A 22,954-nucleotide genomic window follows, 5' to 3' on the forward strand; every position below is an offset into this window, starting at 1 on the left:
TTCAGTGCAGCCGGAACTCCGCGCCCAGGGCCTTCAGCTCGGCCGGCTTGATCAGCTTGCAATGGCCGACCGTCACCCTGAACAGCGGCCCCTCCAGGGTGCGGGTCCAGAACTCCAGGAACTTCTTCAGCGCGGGGAAGTCCGGGAAGATGTCGTACTCCTGCCAGATGTAGCTCTGCAGGATCGCCGGGTGGTCGGGCATCCGGTAGAGGATCTCCGCGGTGGTGAGACTGTAGCCTTCCAGCTGCTTGCGGAACTCAGGCGACGCTTTCATCTGCGAACCTCGACGCTGTTGATCCAGGCGCGGCGCACGCGTCGCCGCGCTTCCCAACGGTATGCGCGATTCGCTGAAAAGTTCCGTTAATTCCGCGGCTTAGCACTCGTCCCGCTGGTCTGCTGCCAAACCTGAACCGTCAGCCCTCGGCCGGCTTCGGCCGCAGCCTGACCGGCGCCGGCTCCGCCAGCGGCGTCCAGCCGCGGGCGGCGATGACGTCGTTGCTCTCCTTCGCGCTCCGCCCGGGACCCAGCGACCAGGTGATGTGGTAGGTCGAGCCATCCGGGCGATCGGTGCTCCCGCCGATCCGCACCACCAGCGCCTGCACGCCGGCCCCGTCGTCCGCCTCGCCGACGATCTCGCCTGCGGTCTCGGTCGGCGGCGTAGCCGCTCGGTCGCCGAACTTCTGGGTCACGTGGTGGGCGACCACCAGCGGGTAGCGGGGCGCGAACCGTTCCAGCAGCCGGGCGCGGTCGGCCGGATCGACCAGCCAGCCGGAATAGAAGCTCCTCGGATCGCCCATCCTGACCTCTCCCCGCGCCTGGCCTCGTCATAGGCCGCCACCTGCAAGGCCGGCTAGATGCTGACCGCGCGGGACACCTGGCCGCCGTCGCCGAATACCCTGCGGTAGCGGGCGATCTCGGCCGGATCGCCGGTCGCCTTCTCCGGATTGTCGGAGAGCTTCACCGCCGGCCGGCCGCCGGCCTCGACCACCTTGCAGACCAGGGAGATGCGCTCCAGGCCGGGCGCCTCGGCGCAGCCCTCCAGGTCGTTGGTGAGCTTGGTCCCCCAGCCGAAGCCGACCTCCACCCGGCCGCTGAACCGGCCGTGCAGGGCCACGATGTCCTCAAGGTCGAGGGCGTCGGAAAAGATCACCAGCCGCTCGCGCGGGTCGCGGCCGCGGGCGCTCCACCAGGCGATCAGCGCCTCCCCCGCTTCCGCCGGCGGCGCGGAGTCCGGGCGCACGCCGCGCCAGTCGGCCACCCACTCCGGCGCGTCGCGGAAGAAGGCCTCGCTGCCGAAGGTGTCCGGCAGGATGACCCGCAACCCGTCGTCATAGAGCTCCGCCCATTCCTCCAGCACCCGATAGGGCGCGCGTCTCAGCGCCGCGTCGTCCTGCGCCAGCGCGGCCAGCACCATGGGCAGCTCGTGGCCGTTGGTGCCGACGGGGGGCAGCCCCAGCTCCATGGCCAGCCGCAGGTTGCTGGCGCCGCGGAACGCCGGCCCCAGGCGATCGCGGAAGGTCTCCACCACCAGCCGCTGCCAGGCGAAGCTGTGGCGCCGGCGGGTCCCGAAGTCGGTGAGCGCCAGGCCGGGCAGCGCCTGCAGCCGCGCGGCCTTGGCCTCCAGCCGCCCGATCGCGCAGGCGTAGAGCACCTCGCGCTCCGCTTGGCCCATGGCGTTCACGGCGCGGCGGGCGCGCAGGCCGGTGATCACGCACAGGGCGGGGATCTCCCACAGGGTGACCTCGGCCCACGACCCGTGGAACCGCAACTCGACCTGGCCGTCGACCAGCTCGAGGTCGTAGGCCGGCAGCCGCAGGGTGGTCAGCCAGTCGAGGAAGTCCGGCGCGAACCGGTCGGTGCGGCCGTAGATCGGCGCGCTCGCCAGCCAGGCGCGCTCCTCAGGACTGATCGCGAGGGTGCGGACGTGATCGAGCTCGGCGCGCAGTTCGCCGAGATCGAGCTCCTCCGCCAGGCGCACGCGGCGGGTGCGGTTCACCAGCGAGAAGGTCACCGGCACGTCGCGATGCCGCCGCCAGATCAGCTGCAGCATCAGGAGCTTGTAGAGGTCGGTGTCCAGCAGGCTGCGCACCAGCGGCGCCCCGCGGCCGGCGTAATCCATCACCCCTAGTCCGCGAACAGCTCGGGCCGGCGGACCTTCAGGACCAGCACCAGGGCGAGGGTCTTCAGGTCCTCGATCCGCCGGTCCTCGACCCAGGTCCACAGGTCGCGCAGGGGGACCTCCAGGACGGTGATGTTTTCTTGCTCGCCGTCCACGCCGCCGCCCTGGCCGATGCGGTCGCGGGCGGCGTAGGGCGCCAGGTAAAGCTCGACCCGCTCACTGGAGACGCCGGGCGAGGCGAAGGCGGAGGCCACCGGCTCCAGCGGCCCCAGGTGCACCCCGACCTCCTCCAGCGCTTCGCGGCGGGCGGTGGCCTCGGGATCGCCGTCGTCGATCATGCCGGCCGGCGCTTCGACGAGTTCCTGCGGTCCGCCGGCCCAGATCACCGGCGCGCGCGGCAGGCTGACCAGCAGCGCCACCCGCCGTTGCGGATCGTAGGGCAGCACGCCGACGGCATGGCCGTGATGCTCGATCTCGCGCTTGAACAGGCTGCCGTCGGGGGCGGCGAGCGTGGCCATCATCAGGGTGGAATAGCCCTGGTAGACGGTTTCCACCTTGCGCAGCTCGACCGGCATCACCCCTCCTCCTATCCGCCCACCGATAGCAGAGGCGCGGCGCGGCAGCTTGTCGGAACTGCGGACGCCCTTCGGCCTCCGGCTACTTCGAGCCGAGCGAGGCACGCAGCATCCAGGCGTGCTTCTCGTGGGCGGTGAGGCGATCGGCGATCAGGCTGGCGGTGACCTCGTCGGCGGCCTCCTGCGCCGTGGGCAGCGTCGCCCGGGCGGTGGCGATCAGGGTCTCGTGGTCGCGCACCAGTTCGGCCAGCATGCCCTCGGCGCCCTGCTCCGGGTCGCCGTCCTGCACGCCGGAGAGGTTGGCGAAGGTGCGGTAGCCCTGCGGGGCGAGCGCGCCCAGGGCGCGGATGCGTTCGGCCACGTCGTCGATGGCGGTCCACATCTCGGTGTACTGCTCCATGAACAGGGCGTGGAGCGAGGCGAAGTTCGGGCCGCGGACGTTCCAGTGATAGCCGTGGGTCTTCAGATAGACCGCATAGGTGTCGGCCAGGAGCTTCGACAGCCCCGCGGCGACGTCTTCCCGCGCCCTGGGATCCAGGCCGGTGTTGATGGCGACGGACATGGTGCTTTCCTTCTTGCTCAGGCGGTGAAGCCGCTCAGCGGCGGATGCGGGCGGTGGGCGAACGCGGCGCGATAGGCGGGTAGCCGCGCCTGCAAGGCGATGGCGATCCGCAGCAGCAGGGCCTGCAGGGCGCCGACGGCGAGCGCGGGTCGCCAGTCCCCGGTCAGGGCGTAGGCGGCGAGAAACCCGACCAGGACATTCAGGGTGGCGAAGATGGCGAGACGTGCGGGCGTGGCCATGACGGACCCCTGTTGCGAACGGTTCTCAACATAGGTCCAAGCGATGGATGTTGCAATATCCATTGATAACATCTTTTGCGAGAAACGGCGCGCTTGGCGCCGCGCCCATACGGGTTATCGTCGTTCAGATGACCGTCCATCAGAGGCGGCGCGGGAGGACGTGCGGATGAAGTTCACCTGGTTCAACCTGATGCCGTGGCCCGATCTGCCGGACGATTTCCGGGAGAAGAACCGCTCGGTCTGGGTCGACATCGACCAGAAGCTGTTCGATCCGGCGCGGAGCCACGAGGTCTACAACACCTACATGGACCTGCTGGAGTACGCCGCCACGGTGGGCTTCGACGGCATCGGGGTGAACGAGCACCACCAGAACGGCTACGGCATCATGCCGAGCCCCAACATCATCGCCGCGGGCCTGGCGCGCCGGACCAAGGACGCGGCCATCGTGGTGCTGGGCAACTCCATCGCCCTCTACAACCCGCCGGTGCGGGTGGCGGAGGAGTTCGCCATGCTGGACTGCATCTCCGGCGGGCGGCTGGTGGCGGGCTTCCCGGTCGGGACCTCGATGGACACCAACTACTGCTACGGCCAGATCCCCAGCCTGACGCGGGAGAAGTACGCCGAGGCCCACGACCTGATCATCAAGGCCTGGACGACCCGCGAGCCGTTCGCCTTCAACGGCCGCTACAACAAGCTGCGGCACGTCAACATCTGGCCGCGGCCGATCCAGCAGCCGCATCCGCCGGTCCACATCCCCGGCGGCGGGTCGGTGGAGACCTACGACTTCTGCATCGACAACACCTATTCCTATTCCTACCTCAGCTTCTCCGGCTACCTGCGGGCCCAGGCGCTGATGAACGGCTACTGGCAGCGGGTTGAAGAGCGCGGCGCCCCCGACAAGAGCCCCTATCGGGCCGGCTTCGCCCAGACGATCTGCGTGGCCGAGACCGACGAGGAGGCGGAGCGGCTCTATTCCGAGCACGTCAGCTACTTCTACAACCGCTGCCTGCACGTCTATCCGGGTTTCGCCGACGCCCCCGGCTACCGGACCATCAAGACCATCCAGTCTGGCGCCCTGTCGCAGTACGCCCCGCCGCGCGGCGGCTACTCGCAGCTCAGCTGGAAGGACCTGGTGGAGGGCGGCCACGTGATCGCCGGCTCCCCGGAGACCGTCCGCCAGCGGATGGAGGAACTGATCAAGGGCCTGCACGTGGGCAACATCTTCTGCCTGATGCACGTGGGGAACATGCCGGCCGACAAGTGCATGTATTCCACCCGGCTGTTCGCCGAGAAGGTGATGCCGAAGCTGCGCGACATCTTCCCCGAGCACGCCGACGACGACCGGTTCTGGTGCAAGCCGCTGGCGCAGCGGGTCACCGCCGGCTCGCTGCCGCCCGCGCCGATGCGCGCGCCGGCTTCGGCGCAAGCGTAGGGAGGCCGCGAGATGGAGCTCAAGACCGTCGCCACCCCGCACGCGCCCGTCCGCTACTACGAAGGCGGCGCGGGCCCGGCGCTCGTCTACCTGCACGGCTCCGGCGGCCTGACCGCGACGGACCCGTTCCTGGCCGCGCTGGCCGAGAAGCATCACGTCTACGCGCCGCTGCTGCCCGGCTATGGCGACAGCGAGGAGGCGCCCGAGATCCGCGACATGCTGGATTTCACCCTCCACACCTGGGACGTGGTGGAGGCGCTGGGGCTGAGGGATCCGATCCTGGTCGGCCACTCGATGGGCGGGATGATCGCCGCGGAGATGGCGGCGCTGGCGCCCAACGACGTCGGCCGCCTGGCGCTGATCGCACCCGCCGGGCTGTGGGACGACGAGCACCCGATCGCCGACATCTTCTCGATGCTGCCGTTCGAGATGCCGGCCCTGCTGTTCCACGACGCCGAGGCCGGCGCGGCGATGATGACCGCCGGGCGCAACGTCGAGGACCCGGGCTTCCTGCAGCAGTACCTGGTGGCCAACGCCCGCCAGCTCGGCATGGCGGGACGCATCCTGTTCCCGATCCCCGACCGCGGCCTGCGCCAGCGGCTCTACCGGATCAAGGCCAGGACCGTACTGGTCTGGGGCGACTCCGACCGGCTGATCCCGCCGGTCTACGCCCACGCCTTCAAGAAGGGCATCAAGGGCGCGGAGCTGGTCTCGATCCCCGAGGCCGGCCACATGGTCACCGTCGAGAAGACCGCGGCGGTCGTCGAGGCCGTAGGCCGCCTGGGGTGAGCTATTCCGCGGCGGCCGCCTCGGGTTCGGCGGCGACGAAGCCCGGCCAGGTCTGCATGTAGCCGATGAAGGCCGGCCCCAGCCCCTCGCGGCGCAGGTAATCCGCCGTGACCGGCAGGGCCGTGGGCTCGAAGCCGGGATCGCGCCGCACCTGCTCGGGGTAGTCGTGGTGCAGGATCGCCGCGCGGCCGAGCAGGACGTAGTCGCAGCCGGCGTCGAGGGCGCCGGCCGCCTGCGCCGCGGTCATGATCTTGCCCGCCACGCCCAGCCGCACCGCGCCCCGGTCGAGCCCGGTGAAATAGGAGATCAGCGGCTCGGCGAACGCCTCTTCCTTCGGCTGCTTGGCGATGTCCCAGAGCGACATGTCGAGGTAGTCGATCTTCCCACGGCGCAGCACCTCGGCGGCGACCTCGCGCACCTCGGCGAGCCTCAGGCCGAAGCGTTCGGGCGACAGCCGCAGGCCGAGCTGGAAGTCGGGGCGGCAGCGGGCGCGCACGCCGTCGATGATCTCGAAGATGATCCGCGCGCGGTTCTCCAGGCTGCCGCCGTAGCGGTCCTCGCGCCGGTTGGTCTCGGCCGAGAGGAACTGGGTCAGCACATAGCCGTGGGCCCCGTGGATCTCGACGCCGTCGAAGCCAGCCGCCTCGGCGCGGAGCGCGGCGGCCACGAAGTCCTCGCGCAGCTGTTCGACTTCCGCCTGCGTCAGGCCTCGGGCGCCGGTTTCGGGGTCGTCGGAGGGGCCGACCGGCTGGCCCACCAGGTCCTTCGGCGAGCGGATGCCGGCGTGGTGCATCTGCAGGGCGGCGATCGAGCCCTTGGCCTTGATGGCCGCGGCGAGCCGCGTCAGCCCTTCCAGATGCTCGTCGCCGAACGCGCCGAGCTGGCCGGGAAAGCCCTGGCCGACCCGCTGCACGTGGGCTGCGCAGGTCATCACCAGGCCAAAGCCTCCCTCAGCCCGCAGGGTCAGCCAGCGGAACTCGTCATCCGACAGCACGCCGTCGGCACGGCTCTGCAGATTGGTGAGCGGAGCCAGCATGAAGCGGTTCTTCATCGCCGGCCCGTGCTGGAAGGTGAGCGGCATGAAGAGGTCGGCGACGGACAAATTCGATCCCCCGGTGCGGTCCGGCGACTTTAGGGCCGCGCCCAAGGGCGGCAACGCCAGGAAATCTATGCGGGCTTCGTGTGTCCAGCGCCGGTCTCGCGCCGGGCGCGCTCGAGCTCTTCGGCCTCGGGACCGTCGAGCGCCTCTTCGGCCTCGTGCGCCTTCTGTTCGACGGGACCCTTCTTGGCGAACTCGGTTTCTTCCTTCTGGAAGCGGCGGCCGGCGTCGTAGTTGCCCTCGCCCTGGATCTGGTTGTTGTCGGCCATGGTCGGCTCTCCTTGCGTCTGGGCAGGAACCCCGGGGCGGCGCGCTGGTTCCGGGCTCCACGCTTTGGCATAGATAAAATCAATGCTAAGTATAGGATATACCGATTGGCTCTATCTGCGCCGAGGTTCATAGTCCGCGCTCGCCGCGGTTCGCCGCCGGCGCCACAGGGAGACGACCATGACACTCGCCAGCAGCAAGACCATCGAGAACCTGAAGGCCGCCTTCGCCGGCGAGAGCCAGGCGAACCGCCGCTACCTGTACTTCGCGCAGAAGGCGGACGTGGAAGGCTACAACGACGTGGCCGCCGTGTTCCGCTCGACGGCCGAAGGCGAGACCGGCCACGCCCACGGCCACCTGGAGTTCATGGAAGGCGTCGGCGACCCGGCCACCGGCATGCCGATCGGCGGCACCTCGCTCAACCTGAAGGCCGCCATCGCCGGCGAGACCCACGAGTACACCGACATGTACCCGGGCATGGCGCGCACCGCCCGCGACGAAGGCTTCGACGAGATCGCCGACTGGTTCGAGACCCTGGCCAAGGCCGAGAAATCCCACGCCGGCCGCTTCCAGAAGGCCCTCGACACCCTCGACTAGGCCGTTCCCAGGCGGCGGCCCGATGCCGCCGCCGCCCCTTCAGCCCGGCAGGTTCGAGTTGAGCGACAGCGTCAAAGACCCCGCGCGCGAGGGCAGCCTCGATGCCCCGTTCCGCCACCCGATCGCCTGGCGCGACGACGCCTATTACGACCTCGAGAAGGTCGAGGCGGAGATGCAGCGGCAGTTCGACGTCTGTCACACCTGCCGCCGCTGCTTCAACCTGTGCGACAGCTTCCCGAGGCTGTTCGACGCCATCGACGAGAGCCCGACCGGCGAGCTCGACAGCGTGCCGAAGGCGGCCTACGGCAAGGTCGCGGAAGCCTGCACGCTCTGCGACATGTGCTTCCTGACCAAGTGCCCCTATGTGCCGCCGCACCCCTTCGACATCGACATCCCGCACCTGATCCTGCGCTACCGCGCGGCCAAGCGGCGGGCCGGCGAAGTGGAGTTCGTGCGCGAGCAGCTGGGCAAGACCGACCGCAACGGCAAGCTCGCCAAGCCGGTCGCGCGGCTCGCCAACTGGGCGACGGCGCGGGAGAACACGCCGCTGCGCAAGCTCCTGGAGGCGATCGCCCAGATCGACGCCGAGGCGGAGCTTCCCAAGTACCACTCGAAGACCGCCACCGACCGGCTGAAGGCGCCGATCCCGCCCAACCCCGCCGGCCCGGCCTTCGGCCTGCGGAAGGTGGCGCTCTATGCGACCTGCTTCGTCGACTACAACGAGCCGGACACCGCGGTCGCAGCGGCCCGGGTGCTGGCGCTCCAAGGCGTCGAGGTCCAACTGGTCTATCCGGAATGCTGCGGCATGCCGCAACTGGAGGCCGGGCATCTGGATGACGTGGCCGGCCGCGCCGAGCGGGTCGCCGCCCACTTCGCCTCCTGGATCGAGAACGGCTACGACGTGGTGGCGCTGACCGCCAGCTGCGGGCTGATGATGAAATTCGAGTGGCCGCTGCTGCTGCCGGAGAGCGCGGCGGTGAAGCGGCTGTCCGGCGCCACGCGCGACATCAGCGAATACGTGGTCGAGCTGTCGCGCGCCTACGGCCTGGCGGAGGGCCTGATGCCGGTCGAGGGCGGCGTCACCGTGCACCACGCCTGCCACGCCCGGGCCCAGAACATGGGCGCCAAGTCGGCCGAGATGCTGCGGCTGATCCCCGACACCCGGGTCGAGCTGGTGGAGCGCTGCTCCGGCCACGGCGGCACCTTCGGGGTGATGAAGGCGACCCATCCGGTGGCCCGCAAGGTCGGACGGCCCGCCGCCCGGCAGGTCGCCGCCAAGGGCCAGGAGAACCTCTGCTCGGACTGTCCGCTGGCCTGCAAGCACCTGGGCCAGCTGCTCAGCGCCGAGACCTCGCCCGACGCGGCCGCCTCGCCGCGCCAGGCCCATCCCATCGAAATCCTGGCCCGCGCCTACGCGCTTTAATCCGGAGCCCTTCCATGCCCGCCGCCCTGCGCCAGGTGACGTCCGCCGACATCCTGCCCGACGCCGAGTTCGCGCAGGTGCGCCGCGAGCGCCGCGCCGCCCTGCTGCCGATCAAGCGGCTGCGGCGGATCGAGCTCGGGCCGGTCTGCACGGTCTATTTCGAGTGCTACGAGACCATGCTGTTCCAGATCCAGGAGATGCTGCTGACCGAGAAGGGCGGCGCCGCCCAGCTGCCGGACGAGCTCGCCGCTTATAATCCGCTGATCCCGCAGGGCTCGGAGCTGGTGGCGACGGTGATGTTCGAGATCGACGATCCGGTCCGCCGCGCCGCCACCCTGGCCCGGCTGGGCGGGGTCGAGGACAGGTTCTTCATCCAGGTGGGCGCCGAGCGCGTCATGGGCGTGCCCGAGGGCGACGTGGAGCGCACCCGCGAGGACGGCAAGACCTCCTCGGTCCACTTCCTGCGCTTTCCCCTGAAGCCGGAGCACATCGCCCTGTTCCGCGACCCGGCCACCGCCATCCACGTGGGCTGCGAACACGAGGCCTACAGCCACCTGGCGGGCCTGACCCCGGCCACCCGGGCGGAGCTGGCGAGAGATTTCGCATAGCGGGAAATGCGAACCCCGTTCCTCGACCGCGTTACAGTTAGGCCAAACGCAGGCGGAATGTCGCCACTAAGGCGGGAATGTCGCGGCGGCGGACAACCAAGCGGACGATCTGCAACAAGCTTCACTCAACTGAAACTCTACTGTCACTGACGCCGCCCTAGAGCGCCGCCGTTCCTTTGGCTGGAGACGGTGATGGCGGGTTCGAGACGGCTGGCCGCGCGTGGTGCGGTATTGATGACGGGGGCGGCGACGGCGGCTCTCTTGGCTCTGTCGCCGGGGCAGGCGCGGGCCGACGACGCGCCTCAGGTCAGCGAGATCGTGGTGACCGGCGAGGCCTACTCGATCCAGAAGGCGATCAACGCCAAGCGCGCCGCGACGGCGGTGTCCGACTCCATCTCGGCGAGCGAGATGGGCTCGATCCCGGAGTTCGGCCTCGGCGAGGCGCTGATGCGCGTGCCCGGCGTCGCCTTCCAGATCAACAACGGCCGCGGCGAAGCGCAGTTCATGACGCTGCGCGGCCTCAACCCCGACTACAATTCCGTGACCCTCGACGGGATCGCGCTGCCGTCAACCGAGGAGACGCGGCGGCAGGTGTCCTTCGACGTCCTGCCCTCGATCATCGCCGATCAGGTCAGCGTCTATAAGACCTACACCGCCGACCAGCCCTCGGACGCCATCGGCGGCGTCACCGACCTGAAGACCCACAGCGCCTTCGACCACCCGGGCCTGTTCGTCGCCGGCCACGTCGACTACGCCTCGTGGGACAACAAGCGGACGTTTCAGGACAATCCGCTGTCCGGCCAAGGCGACTTGCGGATCAGCAAGACCTTCGGCGCCAACGACCAGTTCGGCGTCCTCGCCCTGGCCAGCTACTACGTTCGCTACTCGAATTCGCTGAACAGCTATTCGCTTCCCTACTCCTACTACAACTACAGCGGGGCCGGCACGCAGACGGTGAACGCCACGGCGCTGACGCCGACCACCAATGTGAACGGCCTGACGCCGATCCCGGACCGCCGCCGCTGGTACTACTACGACAACCGCCGGATCCGGCCGGGCGGCTATCTCAAGTTCGAGTACGACGACCACGAGCGGTTCAGCGCCCACCTGTCCGGCGGCGCCTTCGAGCACACCAACGACGAGGATCGTTACTCGCAGTACGTCAACCGCGGGGCGGCCACGGCGACCTTCAACGGGCCGAACCAGGCGACCTTCGCCACCGGCAGCGCCGAGTCTGACTTCGACCTCTACCACCAGTACCGGAACATCACCTTCATCCAGGCGGACGCCGCCTACAAGCTGGACGAGGCCACCCGCCTGCAGGCGGTGGCCAACTACGCCCGCGGCTTCTATCGGCAGGACACCACCGAGGACGTGTTCACCACGCCGACCAACGCGACGTTCGCTCCGGTCTATGTGGGCAATGTGCAGGGCATTCCGCTGCTGTCGCCGGCCAATCCGGCGGCGTTCGGCAATCCGGCCAACTACCTGCAGAACTACCACCTGCTGGCGACCGACAAGAGCGTGACCAAGGTGCCCCAGGTCCGCATCGATCTGATCCACGAGGCGGATGGCGACGGCTTCGGCTATCGCGTCGGGCTGAGCCACAAGGAGACCCGCCAGCAGTTCTCCTACAATGAGGTGCGGCTGAACGCGGCGCCCGGCGCCAACGTGACGCTGGCGCGGGCGGGTGTGCTCGACGGCTCCATCACGCCTCCCGACTCCAACGGCCAGGCGCTGACGTTCGTCGACCCGGCGGCGGTGGCGAGCTTCGTGGCCGCCAACCCGAGCCTCTACGTCCTCAACAACAGCACCGCGCGCAACACGCTGAACAACTTCTTCCTGCGCGAGAAGATCGACGGCGGCTACGCTGAGGCGTCCTACCGCTCGGGTCCGCTCTATCTGCAAGGCGGCCTGCGCTACGAGCGGACGACGGAGGAGATCACTAACTTCCAGCCCAGCCCGCTGACCAGCACCACCAACTTCGCCGCAGTGCAGTCGAACAGCGGCTACTCGAAGCCGCTGCCGGAGGTGAACGTCAGCTATGACCTGAGCGACACCGTGCGGCTGCGGGCCGCCGTCAGCCAGACGCTCGCCCGCCCGCGCTACTCCGACCTGGCGCAGAACGTGGCCCTGACGCTCTCCGGCTCGCAGGCCACCGAGACCGTCGCCAATCCCGGCTTGCAGCCGCGGGAAGCGATCAACTACGACCTGTCCTTCGAATGGTACCCGCAGGCCGGCGCCTCGGTGTCGGTGGCGCTGTTCGAGAAGGATATCCAGCACGAGATCTTCGCGCTCACGACTACCCAGCAGGGCGTCCCCCTGCCCGGCCAAACCGGGACCTTCACCCTTACGACCACGAGGCCAAGCAACCTCGGCGACGCCAAGGTTCGCGGCATCGAGTTCGGGGTGAACCTCGCGCGGCTGGACTTCCTGCCGGGCCGGCTCGCCAACCTCGGGGTCTCGGCCAACGCCACCCTGATCCAGATGGACGCGCCGTCCATGCAGATGGCCGACGGCGTCACCTACCGCCAGCTGCCGCAGCTCCTAGAGTCGGCAAAGGACGCCGAGAACCTCACCGTCTTCTACCACGAGGGCAAGCTGAGCGGCGAAGTGGCCTACAACCACACGGGCAAGATGCCGCTCGCCTTCGACCGCACCAATGCGGTGAACGACCAGTGGTACCGCGCCACCGACACCCTTGACGCCCAGCTGAGCTACCAGATCCGCCGCGGCCTTGAGCTGCGGCTGCAGGCGAAGAACCTGACCAACGAGACCAACCAGAAGATCGTCGGGCCCGGACAGAACCTGAACTACTCGCTGCTCGAGAACGGCCGGGCCTACTACGCGGGCGTGAGCTTCGCGTTCTGATGCCGAAGGGATCCTCGATGACAATCGACGAGACCTGGCGCGGGCTGGTGCGGTGGGCGGGCGCGGCGCTGGCCGCGGCGGCCTTCGTCGCCGCCGGTCCCGTTTCGGCGGCGCCCGCGCACCACAAGGTGCTGGTGGTCTCCGTCGACGGCCTCGACTGGCGCTACCTGCGCGACCGCGACCAACTGCATCTGGCGATCCCCAACCTGCGCCGCCTGATGGGCGAGGGCTGGACGGCGGACGGCGTGATCGGCGTCTGGCCGACGGTCACTTGGCCGTCGCACACCTCCATTCTCACCGGCCTGAGGCCCGATCAGCACGGGGTGCTAGGCAACCAGCGGCCGAAGGAGGAAGGCGGCGACTACTACTGGACGCCGAGCTTCATCCACGGCGAGCCGCTGTGGGCCTGCGCCGCCGACGCCGGCCTGACCACCGCTTCCGTCACCTGGCCGGTGACCAAGGACGCGAAGATCACCTGGGACCTGCCGGAGTACTTCCGCCGCCGCAACGGTGGCTCCATGGACCTGGCGACCGCCGCCAGCGACGCCACGCCCGGCCTGGTCGAGGGAATCTCGGCCATGTTCCCATCGTTCCCGCAGCAGTGGATCGACGACCGCACGCGGACCCAGGCGGTGCTCTACCTGCTGAAGACCAAGCGGCCGGACCTGATCCTGCTCCACCTCGTCGACCTCGACTCCGAGGCGCACGACCAGGGTCCGTTCGAGGTCAACGCCAACGCGGTGATGGAACGCACGGATGCGCTGATTGGCGAGCTGGCGCGGGCCCTGCCAGCCGACTACGACCTGGTCGTCACCTCCGACCACGGCTTCGAGCGACTCGACCACATCGCCAACCTCGGCGTGCTGATGGCCGAGGCCGGCGTGAAGGGTGACCTGCAGCCGATGGGCGGGGTGGTGGTGGCGCGCGACCAGGCGGCGGCCGGCTTCCTGCGTGGTCTGGCCGCGAAGGGGCAGGACGGGCTGGGCCGGGAAATCCCGCCCGCGGAGCTGGCCCGCTATGCGCCGAAGCTGGCCGGCGCGATCGCCGCCTTCGAGCCCGCGCCGCACTACATGTTCGGCCGAGCGGAGACCGGTCCCTACCTCACCGCGCCGCGCGAGCGGGGCGAACACGGCTTCTGGCCGCTCCGAAGCGACTACCGCAGCATCTACATCGCGAGCGGCCCGGGCGTTCCACCGGGCCTCGGCCCGACCATCGAGATGGTCTCGCTGAAGGCGCGGCTGGCGGGCCTGATGGGTCTGCACTGCCGGGACTAGCAAGGTGAAGGCTCGCTCTCCGGGAGAGCCCTCACTGCCCGCGGCGCTGAGCGAGCGACGGCGCGCAGGACCACTCTTTCCGATATGGAACCAGTGTTCTCTCCCGTTCGGCCATTATCGACTGGGCCGTTAAGGCGCATCTGGGCGGCTTCGCCTTTCGTCCCTCCGGGAGTTCATCCGTGATCCGTATCTTTTCGTCGGCGGCCCTTGGCCTCGCCGCCGCGCTCCTCGTCGCCGCGTCCCCCCTCCAGGCCCAGACCACCCAGGCGCCCGCCGAAGTCCACGCCGGGAGCTACAAGCTCGATCCCAGCCATTCGAAGATCACCTGGTCGGTGACCCACTTCGGCTACTCGACCTACATCGGCCAGTTCGCCAGCGTGAACGGCGCCCTGAAGCTGGACCCCAAGGCGCCGGCGACCTCCGATCTGCAGGTGACCGTCGACACTCCGTCGCTGGGCACGCTCAATCCGGCGCTCGACACTCACCTGAAGTCGCCCGACTTCCTCGACGTCGCCAAGTTCCCCACCGCCACCTTCAAGGCCACCAGCGTCAAGGTGACCGGCGCGCGCACGGCCGACATCGCCGGCGACCTGACCCTGCACGGGGTGACCAAGCCGGTGACCCTGCAGGCCACCTTCAACCAGGCCGGCGTCAACCCGCTCGACAAGAAATACACCCTGGGCTTCGCCGGTGCGGCGAAGATCAAGCGCTCGGAGTTCGGCATCACCTCCTACGTGCCGGCGATCAGCGACGACGTCACCCTGACCGTCGAGGCGGAGTTCAAGGCCGTCTCCTGACCTGGGCGCGGAGCGGGTGGCCGCAGTCGAGACCGGCCACCCGATCCCCCAAGCGGCGCGCGATTTCAGCTGATCATTTCCGGCGCGGAACAATCTAGGTCCGCCAGCGTGCGATTGTCGCTCAGCCGTGAAGGCGCATCTGGGGGAAGACACATCGTGACTCACAAGCTCAAGTTCGCCGCCATCGGGCTCGCCTCCGCCCTGGTCGTCTGCGTTGGCGCGGCGCAGGCGCAGACCACTCAGGCGCCCGCCGAAGTCCGCGCCGGGACCTACAAGCTCGACCCGAACCATTCGAAGATCACCTGGTCGGTGAGCCACCAGGGCTTCTCGACCTACGTCGGCCAGTTCGCCAGCGTGAACGGGACCCTGACGCTGGATCCGAAGGCGCCCGCCGCCTCGGCCCTGGAGGTCACCATCGACACCGCGTCGCTGGGCACGCTGAACCCGGCGCTGGACACCCATGTCAAGTCGGCCGCCTTCCTCGACGTGGCCAAGTTCCCCACCGCCACCTTCAAGGCGACCCGCGTGAAGGTGACCGGCGCGCGCACCGCCGACATCACCGGCGACCTGACGCTGCATGGCGTCACCAAGCCGGTGACCCTGCAGGCCACCTTCAACCAGGCGGGCGCCGGCTCGGGCGGCAAGTACACGCTGGGCTTCGCCGGGGCCGCGCACCTCAAGCGTTCGGAGTTCGGCATCACCTCCTTCGTGCCGGCGGTCAGCGACGACGTGACCCTGCAGATCGAGAGCGAGTTCAAGGCCGTCCCCTGACGAAAAAGGGCCGCCCTCGCGGGCGGCCCTTCAAGTCGTGATCGTCTCGCGACCTAGAAGATCTCGAACAGACCCGCCGCGCCCATGCCGCCGCCGACGCACATGGTGACGACGCCGTACTTGGCCCCGCGGCGCTTGCCTTCATAGAGCAGGTGGGCGGTGCAGCGGGCGCCGGTCATGCCATACGGGTGGCCGATGGAGATCGAACCGCCGGAGACGTTCAGCTTCTCCTGCGGGATGCCGAGCTTGTCGCGGCAGTAGAGCACCTGGCTGGCGAAGGCCTCGTTCAGCTCCCACAGGTCGATGTCGTCCATGGTCAGGCCGTTGCGCTCCAGCAGCTTAGGGATCGCGAACACCGGGCCGATGCCCATCTCCTCCGGCCCGCAGCCGGCCACCGCCATGCCGCGGTAGGCGCCCAGCGGGCTGAGGCCCCGGCGCTCGGCTTCGGCGCGCTCCATCATCAGCACCGCGGCGGAGCCGTCGGAGAGCTGCGAGGCGTTGCCGGCGGTGACGAACTTGCCTTCCTGGACATAGCGGCCGCCCTTGAACACCGGGTTCAGCTTCTTGAGATCCTCCAGCGTGGTCTGCGGGCGGTTGCCCTCATCCATGCGGACGGTGATCTCCTTGTCCTGGGTCTCGCCGGTCTCCTTGTTGACCACCACCTTCATGACCGTGGTCATCGGCACGATCTCGTTGTCGAAGCGGCCTTCGGACTGGGCCTGGGCGGTGCGCTGCTGGGACATCAGCGCATACTCGTCCTGCGCCTCGCGGGAGACGCCGTAGCGCTCGGCGACGATCTCGGCGGTCTCGATCATCGAGGTCTGCAGTTCCGGCACATGCTCGCGCAGCCAGGGATCGCCGGCCATGAAGCCGTTCATGTGGCCGTTCTGCACGAGGCTGATCGACTCGACGCCGCCGCCGATGGCGATCGGGGCGCCGTCGTTGATGATGTATTTGGCGGCCGTGGCGATGGCCATCAGGCCCGAGGAGCACTGCCGGTCCATGGTCATGCCGGAGACGGTCTTCGGCAGGCCGGCGCGCAGCGCGGCCTGGCGGGCGATGTTGTTGCCCGTGGTGCCCTGCTCCAGCGCGCAGCCCATGGCCACGTCATCGATCTCGCCGGGATCGATCCCGGCCCGCTCCACCACCGCGGCGATCGAGTGGCCGGCGAGGGTCGCGCCGTAGGTGTTGTTGAAGGCCCCCCGATAGGCCTTGCCGATGGGAGTGCGGGCGGCGGAGACGATGACGGCTTCACGCATGCGAATAGGTCCTTGGCTTGAATTTTCCTCCACCGCGCTGCGGGGGAGGGGGACCATCGGCCAACGAGCCGATGGTGGAGGGGGCGAGGTCAGGCGCCGGAGTCGCGGCCGCCCCTTCCACCACTCGCTCTTCGGCGAGCGGTCCCCCTTCCCCGCGAACGGGGAAGGAAGATGGCGGGGCGCGGAACATCAGGCCTTGATATCCGAGAACTTCTTGCCTTCGGCGACGAGCTTTTCCAGGAGCGCCGAGGGCTTGAACTGGTCGCCCATCTTGGCCTGGAAGTCCTTCATCTTGGCGGCCACCTTATCCAGGCCGACCTGCTCGCCGTAGTGCATCGGGCCGCCGCGGTAGACCGGCCAGCCGTAGCCGTTGACCCAGACCACATCGATGTCGGAGGCGCGGATGGCCTTGCCCTCTTCGAGGATCTTCGCGCCCTCGTTGATCATCGGGTAGAGGCAGCGCTCGAGGATCTCCTCGTCGGAGATCTTCCGCGGGTTGGCGCCCGACTTGACGATGAAGTCGTGGATGATCTTCTCGGTGACGGGGCTGGGGATGGCGTTGCGGTTCTCGTCGTAGTCGTAGTAGCCGGCGCCGGTCTTCTGGCCGCGGCGGTCCATCTCGCAGAGCACGTCGCGGATGGTCTCGCCGTTCGACTTCTCCTTCACCCAGCCGATGTCCAAGCCGGCCAGGTCGCTCATGGCGAACGGGCCCATGGGGAAGCCGAAGTCGTAGAGCACGCGGTCGACATCCCAGGGCATGGCGCCTTCCAGCACCAGCTTCTGGGCCTCGCGCTGGCGCTGGCCGAGGATGCGGTTGCCGACGAAGCCGGGGGTGACGCCCACCAGCACCGCCACCTTGCCGATCTGCTTGGCGAGCTTCATCGAGGTGGCGATGACGTCCTTGGCCGTGTGGTCGGCGCGGACGATCTCCAGGAGCTTCATGACGTTGGCCGGCGAGAAGAAGTGCAGGCCGATGACGTCTTGCGGCCGCTTCGTCACCGACGCGATCTCGTCGATGTTCAGGCCCGAGGTGTTGGTGGCCAGGATCGCGCCCGGTTTGCAGATGCGGTCCAGGTTGGTGAAGATGTCCTTCTTGATGTCCATGCGCTCGAACACCGCCTCGATCACCAGGTCGACGTCCTTGAAGGCGCTGTCCATGTCGAGCGAGCCGGTGATCAGGCCGGTGCGCTGCTCCACCTGTTCGGCGGTGATGCCGCCGCGCGAGGCGGTGCGCTCGTAGTTCTTGCGGATGGTCGCGAGGCCGCGGTCCAGCGCGTCCTGCTTCACCTCGACGATGGTCACCGGGATGCCGACGTTGGCGAAGTTCATGGCGATGCCGCCGCCCATGGTGCCGGCGCCGATGATCCCCACCGACTTGATCGGGCGCGTGGGCGTGTCGTCCGGCACGTCGGGGATCTTCTGGGCCTGGCGCTCGGCGAAGAAGTAGTAGCGCTGGGCGGCCGACTGCGGCCCGCTCATCAGCTCGCCGAACAGCTTGCGCTCGGTCTTCAGCCCTTCCTCGAAGGGCTGGCTCACCGCCGCCTCGATGCAGCGGATGTTGTACTCCGGCGCCAGGAAGCCGCGGAACTTCCGCGCATTGGCCTTGCGGAAGTCGGCGAAGATCTCCGGGTGGCCCTTGGCCTCGGCGAGCCTGGCGTCGTTCTCGCGGACCTTCACCAGCGGCTTCTTCTCGGCGACCGCCTTGTTGGCGAAGGCGACGGCGCCCTCGCGCAGCTTGCCCTCCTCCACCAGCTCGTCGACCAGGCCCATGGCGGCGGCCTGCTTGGCCGGCACGTGCTGGCCGGAGGTGACCATCTCCAGCGCCTTCTGGACGCCGACGATGCGCGGCAGTCGCTGGGTGCCCCCGGCCCCCGGCAGCAGGCCGAGGTTCACTTCGGGCAGGCCGAGGCGGGCGGACGGCACGGCGACGCGGTAGTGGGCGCAGAGCGCGACTTCCAGGCCGCCGCCCAGCGCGGTGCCGTGGATGGCGGCGATCACCGGCTTGGGGGAGTTCTCCATCGTCGCCTGGACGTCGAACAGGCTGGGGCCGGTCATGGCCCCGCCGAACTCGGTGATGTCGGCGCCGGCGATGAAGGTGCGGCCCTCGCAGATCAGCACGATGGCCTTGGCGTCGGAGGCGATGGCCTGCCTGAAGCCCTCGTCCAGACCCTCGCGGACCTTGGCCGACAGGGCGTTCACCGGCGGTGAGTTCAGCGTGATGACGGCGACGTCGCCATCCTGCGTGAGCGTGGTCACCGAATTGATCTCGGCCATGCGGAGCTCCCTGGAAATGGCTGGCGGACCGCTCGTTGAAATGGGGCGGCGATCTCGAAATTCAAACGCTTGTTACAGGCCACACTGGACCCCTCCAAGTCAAATGTGCGAGGGGAATGGGCCGCGCCTGCGCGCCGGCCGAGCCACAACAATCAAGGGGAGGCGCGCCATGGCGTCGGATCTGTTCTCACTGCAGGGCCGCACCGCCCTGATCACCGGCGGCTCGCGCGGGATCGGCAAGATGATCGCCGCCGGCTTCATCGAGCAGGGCGCCAAGGTCTACATCTCCTCGCGCAAGGCCGACGCCTGCGAGGCGGCGGCCCAGGAGCTGGGCCCCAACTGCATCCCGCTGCCGCAGGACGTCTCGACGGTGGACGGGGTGAAGGCCCTGGTGGCGGCGTACCTGGCGAAGGAATCCAGGCTCGACATCCTGGTCAACAACGCCGGCGCCGCCTGGGGCGCGGCGTTCGACGAGTTCCCGGAGAGCGGCTGGGACAAGGTGATGAACCTGAACCTGAAGTCGCCCTTCTTCCTGACCCAGGCCCTGCACGAGACGCTGACCAAGTCGGCCACGCCCGAGCGGCCCGCCAAGGTGATCAACATCGCCTCGATCGACGGCATCCGGCTCAATCCGCAGGAGACCTATTCCTACCATGCGTCGAAGTCGGCGCTGATCTACCTGACCCGCCGGATGGCGGCGCGGCTGATCGCCGACAACATCGTGGTCACCGCCATTGCCCCCGGGGCCTTCGCCTCGGAGATGAACCGGGTGGCCCGCGACCACGGCGAGGAGGTGGCCAAGCGCATCCCCGCCCGCCGCATCGGCCGCGACGAGGACATGGCGGCGGCCGCCATCTACCTGGCCAGCCGGGCCGGCGACTACGTGGTGGGCGACACCATCGCGGTGGACGGCGGCGTGGCCTACGCGAGCCTCGGTTCGCTGTAGCGGCGCCACGGTTTGGCTCGGTTCGCGCTATCAGGTCTCCTGACGTGAGCCGAGCCGCCCGATCTTGACCGACGCCCGACCCGCAACCCCCGCCCGCCGCCTGCGCCTGATCCTGGCGCTGGTCGGCGTGGCCGTGGCGGTGCTGGCGCTCGCCCTCTACGCGGCGCGCAAGGTGATCGCCCGCGAGGCGCTGGTGAGCTGGCTGCACGCCAAGGGGATCGCCGCCGACGCGCAGGTCGAGAGCTTCGGGCCGTCGGGCTTCACCGGCCGCTTGCGGATCGGCGATGCCAAGCGCCCCGACTTCACCGCCGCCCGCGCCGAGGTGGGGTACGGCTTCAGGGGCTTCGGCCTCGACGTCCGCTCGGTGACGCTGCGCCAGCCGGTGCTCCGCGCCCGGCTGCACGACGGCAAGCTGAGCCTCGGGTCGCTCGATCCGCTGATCGAGGAATTCCGCAGGAAGCCGCCGCGGCCCGACGCCACCAAGCCCTCGATCCGGATCGACCAGGGCCTGCTGCTGCTCACCACCGACTACGGCCCCATGCAGCTGCGGGCCGACGCGCGGGTGCGCGATGACAAGCTGATGTCCCTGGACGCCGCCGCCGCGCCGGCCCGGCTGCGCGGGCCGGGCTTCGACGCCAGCCTCGGGGCGAGCGCGGTGACGCTGCGCACCCACGGCGACCGGGTGGCGATCACCCTCGACGCGCCGCTCGCCCAGGCCACGGCCGGCCCGGTCAGCGCGGAGGCGGGGCGGCTCAGGCTCACCGCCGCCGCGCCTTACCCGGACCTCCAGCATCGGCGCGGCGACGGCGCGGTGGTGGCGCAGGCCAATCTCACCGGCCGCCGGATCGCCCTGGCCGGCCAGGGCGTCGAGGACGCTCAGCTCGCCGCCGCCTTCACCGGCCAGGCGACCGGCTGGATCCCGGACCTGACCGTGCGCGGCCGCGCGGTCGCCGATCTGCGCGCCGCCTCCGCGGCCCTGGCCGGCGGCCGCGCCGGGACCCTGCGGGCGGCGCTCACGGCCGACGACCTCAGCTGGACTCGCAAGGGCGGCGATGCGGTCTCCGGCGTGCTGAAGCTGGCCGGCGGGGCGGACAGCTACGCCCTCGCCGAGCTGCGGCTGCAGGGCGTCACCGCCGCCGCGCAGGGTCCGTTCTCGGCCAGCGCGAAACGGGTCTCGCTGCGCCTGACCGGCAGCGCGCTCGGCCACGGCGCCTGGATGGGGCTCGGCGCGCCGACGGCCGGCGACTCCACCGAGATCGCCGCCGCCAAACGGGCCGCCCGCGGCTTCCGGTTCGCCGCGCCGGGCGTGACCTTGGCCAGCGACGGCGGCGCAGCGCGGATGGCGTTGGCCCAGCCCGTGCGCCTCAGCCCCGATCGCGGCGGCGCGGTGACGTTGGCCCAGCGGGGGAGCGGCTATCGCCTGACCGCCGCGGGCGGCGGCCTGCCCAAGGTCGAGGCCGACGTCGACCAGTTCGCCCTGGTCCCGGGCGGCGCGACCGCCGATGGCCGGATCAGGGCGGCGCTGTCCATCGGCCCGATCCAGCACGGGGTGTTCGACGCCTCAGGGACCTTAAGGATCGCCGACGGGGCCGTGAGCTTCACGGGCGACCGCTGCGCCTCGGTGCGGGCCGAGCGGCTGGAGCTCGGCGTCAACGACGTGGCCCACCTCGCCGGCCAGCTCTGTCCGGAGGGCCGGCCGCTGCTGACGCTCGGCCACGGCGACTGGCGGATCGTCGGCCGCGCCCGGGGCGTCTCCGCCGAGGTTCCCTTCCTGCAGGCCACGGTGACCGGCGGCTCCGGCGCGGCGGACCTCGGTCAGACCGGGGGCCGGCTCAACGCCACGCTCACCGTCGCCTCGGCCCAGGTGGAGGACATCGCTCCGGCCAGCCGCTTCCGGCCGCTGACGATGTCCGGCAAGGCGGCGCTGGCCCGGGACCAATGGATCGCCGGCCTCGACGTCCGGGACATCGGCGGACGCCCTGTGGGCCATGCCGAGCTGCGTCATGACGGTCGGGCCGGCGTCGGCCGCGTCGACCTCGACAGCGGCGTGCTGACCTTCGCCGAGGGCGGCCTGCAGCCAGCGCAACTGTCGCCGCTCGCCGCCGCCCTCGGTTCGCCGGTGCAGGGCTCGGCGCGGTTCGTGGGCGCCTTCGCCTGGACGCCCGCGGGGGCGACCAGCGGCGGCACGCTGAGCCTGCCGGGCCTGGACTTCCAGAGCCCGGCCGGCCGGATGACCGGCCTGGCCGGGACGGTGGTCTTCACCAGCCTTGCGCCGCTGACCGTAGCCCCCGGAGGAGTCCTGCGGGCGGATGCCCTGGCCGCCATCCTGCCCCTCACCGGCCTCAGCGCCACCTTCGGCCTCGACGCGCACGCCCTGCACGTCTCCGGCGGCGAGGCGGCGGTGGGCGGCGGCAAGGTCCGGCTGGCGAGCCTCGATGTGCCGCTGCAGCCCGGCGCGCCCACCCGCGGCGTGCTCGACGTCGAGGGTGTCGAGCTGCACGACCTGGTGGCCGCCTCGCCGTTCAAGGACCGGGTCAGCCTGGACGCCAGGGTGAGCGGGCGCGTGCCGTTCGAGACGCAAGGCGGCAAGGTGCAGGTGAGCGGCGGCGAGCTGCACGCCATCCAGCCCGGCCGGCTGTCGATCCAGCGCACGGCGCTGAGCGCGGTGTCGGCGAGCGGGGCGATCGAGGCGCCCAAGGCCGCGCCCGCGCCGGTCGCCTCCACCGACACCTTCACCGACTTCGCCTATCAGGCCATGGAGAACCTGGCCTTCGACAAGCTCGACGCGACGCTGGACAGCCGGCCCGGCGGCCAGCTCGGCGTGCTGTTCCATGTGGTCGGCCGCCACGATCCGCCGCAGCGCCAGGAGCTTGCCGTCACCTGGCTCGACCTGATCCGCCGCAACTTCATGAACCGCAAGCTGCCGCTGCCGTCCGGCACCGAGGTCGACCTGACGCTGGACACCAGCCTGAACCTGGACGATCTGCTGAAGGACTACGCCGACTACCAAAAGCTGCGCAGTTCACGCCCGGTTCAGCCGTGAGGGCCCATC

At 69.7% G+C, this 22,954-nt stretch carries 21 protein-coding genes; 11 read left to right on the forward strand and 10 right to left on the reverse strand.

Translation table 11 applies throughout. From position 1 onward, the window contains the following. Position 1: 1 nt before the first annotated feature. The 6 genes from DJ021_RS04480 to DJ021_RS04505 all read right to left on the reverse strand — a co-directional run bounded on the left by DJ021_RS04480 (position 2) and on the right by DJ021_RS04505 (position 3,495). Positions 2-274, reverse strand: a complete 273-nt coding sequence (locus DJ021_RS04480; protein WP_111456401.1) for an usg protein — start codon at positions 272-274, stop codon at positions 2-4. A gap of 139 nt (positions 275-413) precedes the next feature. Next, positions 414-797, reverse strand: a complete 384-nt coding sequence (locus tag DJ021_RS04485) for a hypothetical protein (RefSeq protein ID WP_111456402.1) — start codon at positions 795-797, stop codon at positions 414-416. Between the two features lie 53 nt (positions 798-850). Beyond that, positions 851-2,119 (reverse strand): nicotinate phosphoribosyltransferase, encoded by a 1,269-nt coding sequence (locus DJ021_RS04490; protein ID WP_111456403.1) that lies wholly within the window; start codon positions 2,117-2,119, stop codon positions 851-853. A 5-nt stretch (positions 2,120-2,124) separates the two neighbouring features. Beyond that, entirely contained in the window at positions 2,125-2,694 is a 570-nt protein-coding gene (locus DJ021_RS04495) for an NUDIX domain-containing protein (protein ID WP_111456404.1), read from the reverse strand. 82 nt (positions 2,695-2,776) lie between these two features. After that, positions 2,777-3,256, reverse strand: coding sequence for a Dps family protein (locus tag DJ021_RS04500; protein WP_111456405.1), 480 nt, complete (start codon positions 3,254-3,256; stop codon positions 2,777-2,779). A 17-nt stretch (positions 3,257-3,273) separates the two neighbouring features. Continuing rightward, positions 3,274-3,495, reverse strand: a complete 222-nt coding sequence (locus DJ021_RS04505; protein ID WP_111456406.1) for a hypothetical protein — start codon at positions 3,493-3,495, stop codon at positions 3,274-3,276. Between the two features lie 166 nt (positions 3,496-3,661). Here DJ021_RS04505 and DJ021_RS04510 point away from each other — a divergent pair, with 166 nt between their 5' ends. Further along, a complete protein-coding gene (locus tag DJ021_RS04510) occupies positions 3,662-4,927 on the forward strand; it encodes an LLM class flavin-dependent oxidoreductase (protein WP_111456407.1) in 1,266 nt (421 codons plus the stop codon). Between the two features lie 12 nt (positions 4,928-4,939). Further along, positions 4,940-5,716 carry an alpha/beta fold hydrolase gene (locus tag DJ021_RS04515; protein ID WP_111456408.1) on the forward strand — a complete coding sequence of 259 codons (777 nt, stop codon included), beginning with the start codon at positions 4,940-4,942 and terminating at the stop codon, positions 5,714-5,716. Position 5,717: 1 nt separating this feature from the next. Here DJ021_RS04515 and DJ021_RS04520 read toward each other — a convergent pair whose 3' ends face one another. Then, positions 5,718-6,818, reverse strand: coding sequence for an NADH:flavin oxidoreductase (locus tag DJ021_RS04520; RefSeq protein WP_207801769.1), 1,101 nt, complete (start codon positions 6,816-6,818; stop codon positions 5,718-5,720). A 65-nt stretch (positions 6,819-6,883) separates the two neighbouring features. Further along, positions 6,884-7,084, reverse strand: a complete 201-nt coding sequence (locus tag DJ021_RS04525; RefSeq protein ID WP_111456409.1) for a hypothetical protein — start codon at positions 7,082-7,084, stop codon at positions 6,884-6,886. Positions 7,085-7,262: 178 nt separating this feature from the next. Between DJ021_RS04525 and DJ021_RS04530 the strand changes: the two genes are divergently transcribed. The 7 genes from DJ021_RS04530 to DJ021_RS04560 all read left to right on the forward strand — a co-directional run bounded on the left by DJ021_RS04530 (position 7,263) and on the right by DJ021_RS04560 (position 15,423). Further along, entirely contained in the window at positions 7,263-7,679 is a 417-nt protein-coding gene (locus DJ021_RS04530) for a rubrerythrin family protein (protein WP_111456410.1), read from the forward strand. Positions 7,680-7,737: 58 nt separating this feature from the next. Continuing rightward, positions 7,738-9,102, forward strand: coding sequence for a heterodisulfide reductase-related iron-sulfur binding cluster (locus DJ021_RS04535; RefSeq protein ID WP_207801770.1), 1,365 nt, complete (start codon positions 7,738-7,740; stop codon positions 9,100-9,102). Between the two features lie 14 nt (positions 9,103-9,116). Continuing rightward, complete coding sequence (locus tag DJ021_RS04540) at positions 9,117-9,710, forward strand: DUF3501 family protein (protein ID WP_111456412.1); 594 nt, start codon at positions 9,117-9,119, stop codon at positions 9,708-9,710. 192 nt (positions 9,711-9,902) lie between these two features. Next, entirely contained in the window at positions 9,903-12,581 is a 2,679-nt protein-coding gene (locus tag DJ021_RS04545; RefSeq protein ID WP_111456413.1) for a TonB-dependent receptor, read from the forward strand. 17 nt (positions 12,582-12,598) lie between these two features. Further along, positions 12,599-13,855 carry an alkaline phosphatase family protein gene (locus tag DJ021_RS04550; RefSeq protein WP_133254942.1) on the forward strand — a complete coding sequence of 419 codons (1,257 nt, stop codon included), beginning with the start codon at positions 12,599-12,601 and terminating at the stop codon, positions 13,853-13,855. Between the two features lie 179 nt (positions 13,856-14,034). Further along, complete coding sequence (locus DJ021_RS04555) at positions 14,035-14,652, forward strand: YceI family protein (RefSeq protein ID WP_243625909.1); 618 nt, start codon at positions 14,035-14,037, stop codon at positions 14,650-14,652. Between the two features lie 156 nt (positions 14,653-14,808). Continuing rightward, complete coding sequence (locus DJ021_RS04560) at positions 14,809-15,423, forward strand: YceI family protein (protein ID WP_111456415.1); 615 nt, start codon at positions 14,809-14,811, stop codon at positions 15,421-15,423. 53 nt (positions 15,424-15,476) lie between these two features. Here DJ021_RS04560 and DJ021_RS04565 read toward each other — a convergent pair whose 3' ends face one another. Together DJ021_RS04565 and DJ021_RS04570 are read right to left on the reverse strand one after the other, a co-directional pair. Next, positions 15,477-16,682, reverse strand: a complete 1,206-nt coding sequence (locus tag DJ021_RS04565; protein ID WP_111456416.1) for an acetyl-CoA C-acyltransferase — start codon at positions 16,680-16,682, stop codon at positions 15,477-15,479. 189 nt (positions 16,683-16,871) lie between these two features. Further along, on the reverse strand, positions 16,872-18,956 hold the full coding sequence (locus DJ021_RS04570) for a 3-hydroxyacyl-CoA dehydrogenase NAD-binding domain-containing protein (protein WP_111456417.1): 2,085 nt from the start codon (positions 18,954-18,956) through the stop codon (positions 16,872-16,874). A gap of 169 nt (positions 18,957-19,125) precedes the next feature. On the opposite strand from DJ021_RS04570, the gene DJ021_RS04575 reads away from it, so the two are divergent. Both DJ021_RS04575 and DJ021_RS04580 read left to right on the forward strand, forming a co-directional pair. Next, positions 19,126-19,902, forward strand: coding sequence for an SDR family oxidoreductase (locus DJ021_RS04575; protein ID WP_111456418.1), 777 nt, complete (start codon positions 19,126-19,128; stop codon positions 19,900-19,902). A 64-nt stretch (positions 19,903-19,966) separates the two neighbouring features. After that, the gene (locus DJ021_RS04580) at positions 19,967-22,945 is read left to right on the forward strand and encodes an intermembrane phospholipid transport protein YdbH family protein (protein WP_111456419.1); all 2,979 of its coding nucleotides are present in this window, start codon (positions 19,967-19,969) and stop codon (positions 22,943-22,945) included. Positions 22,946-22,954 lie beyond the last annotated feature (9 nt).

It is taken from the genome of Phenylobacterium hankyongense, assembly GCF_003254505.1.
In the GTDB taxonomy this organism is placed as follows: domain Bacteria; phylum Pseudomonadota; class Alphaproteobacteria; order Caulobacterales; family Caulobacteraceae; genus Phenylobacterium; species Phenylobacterium hankyongense.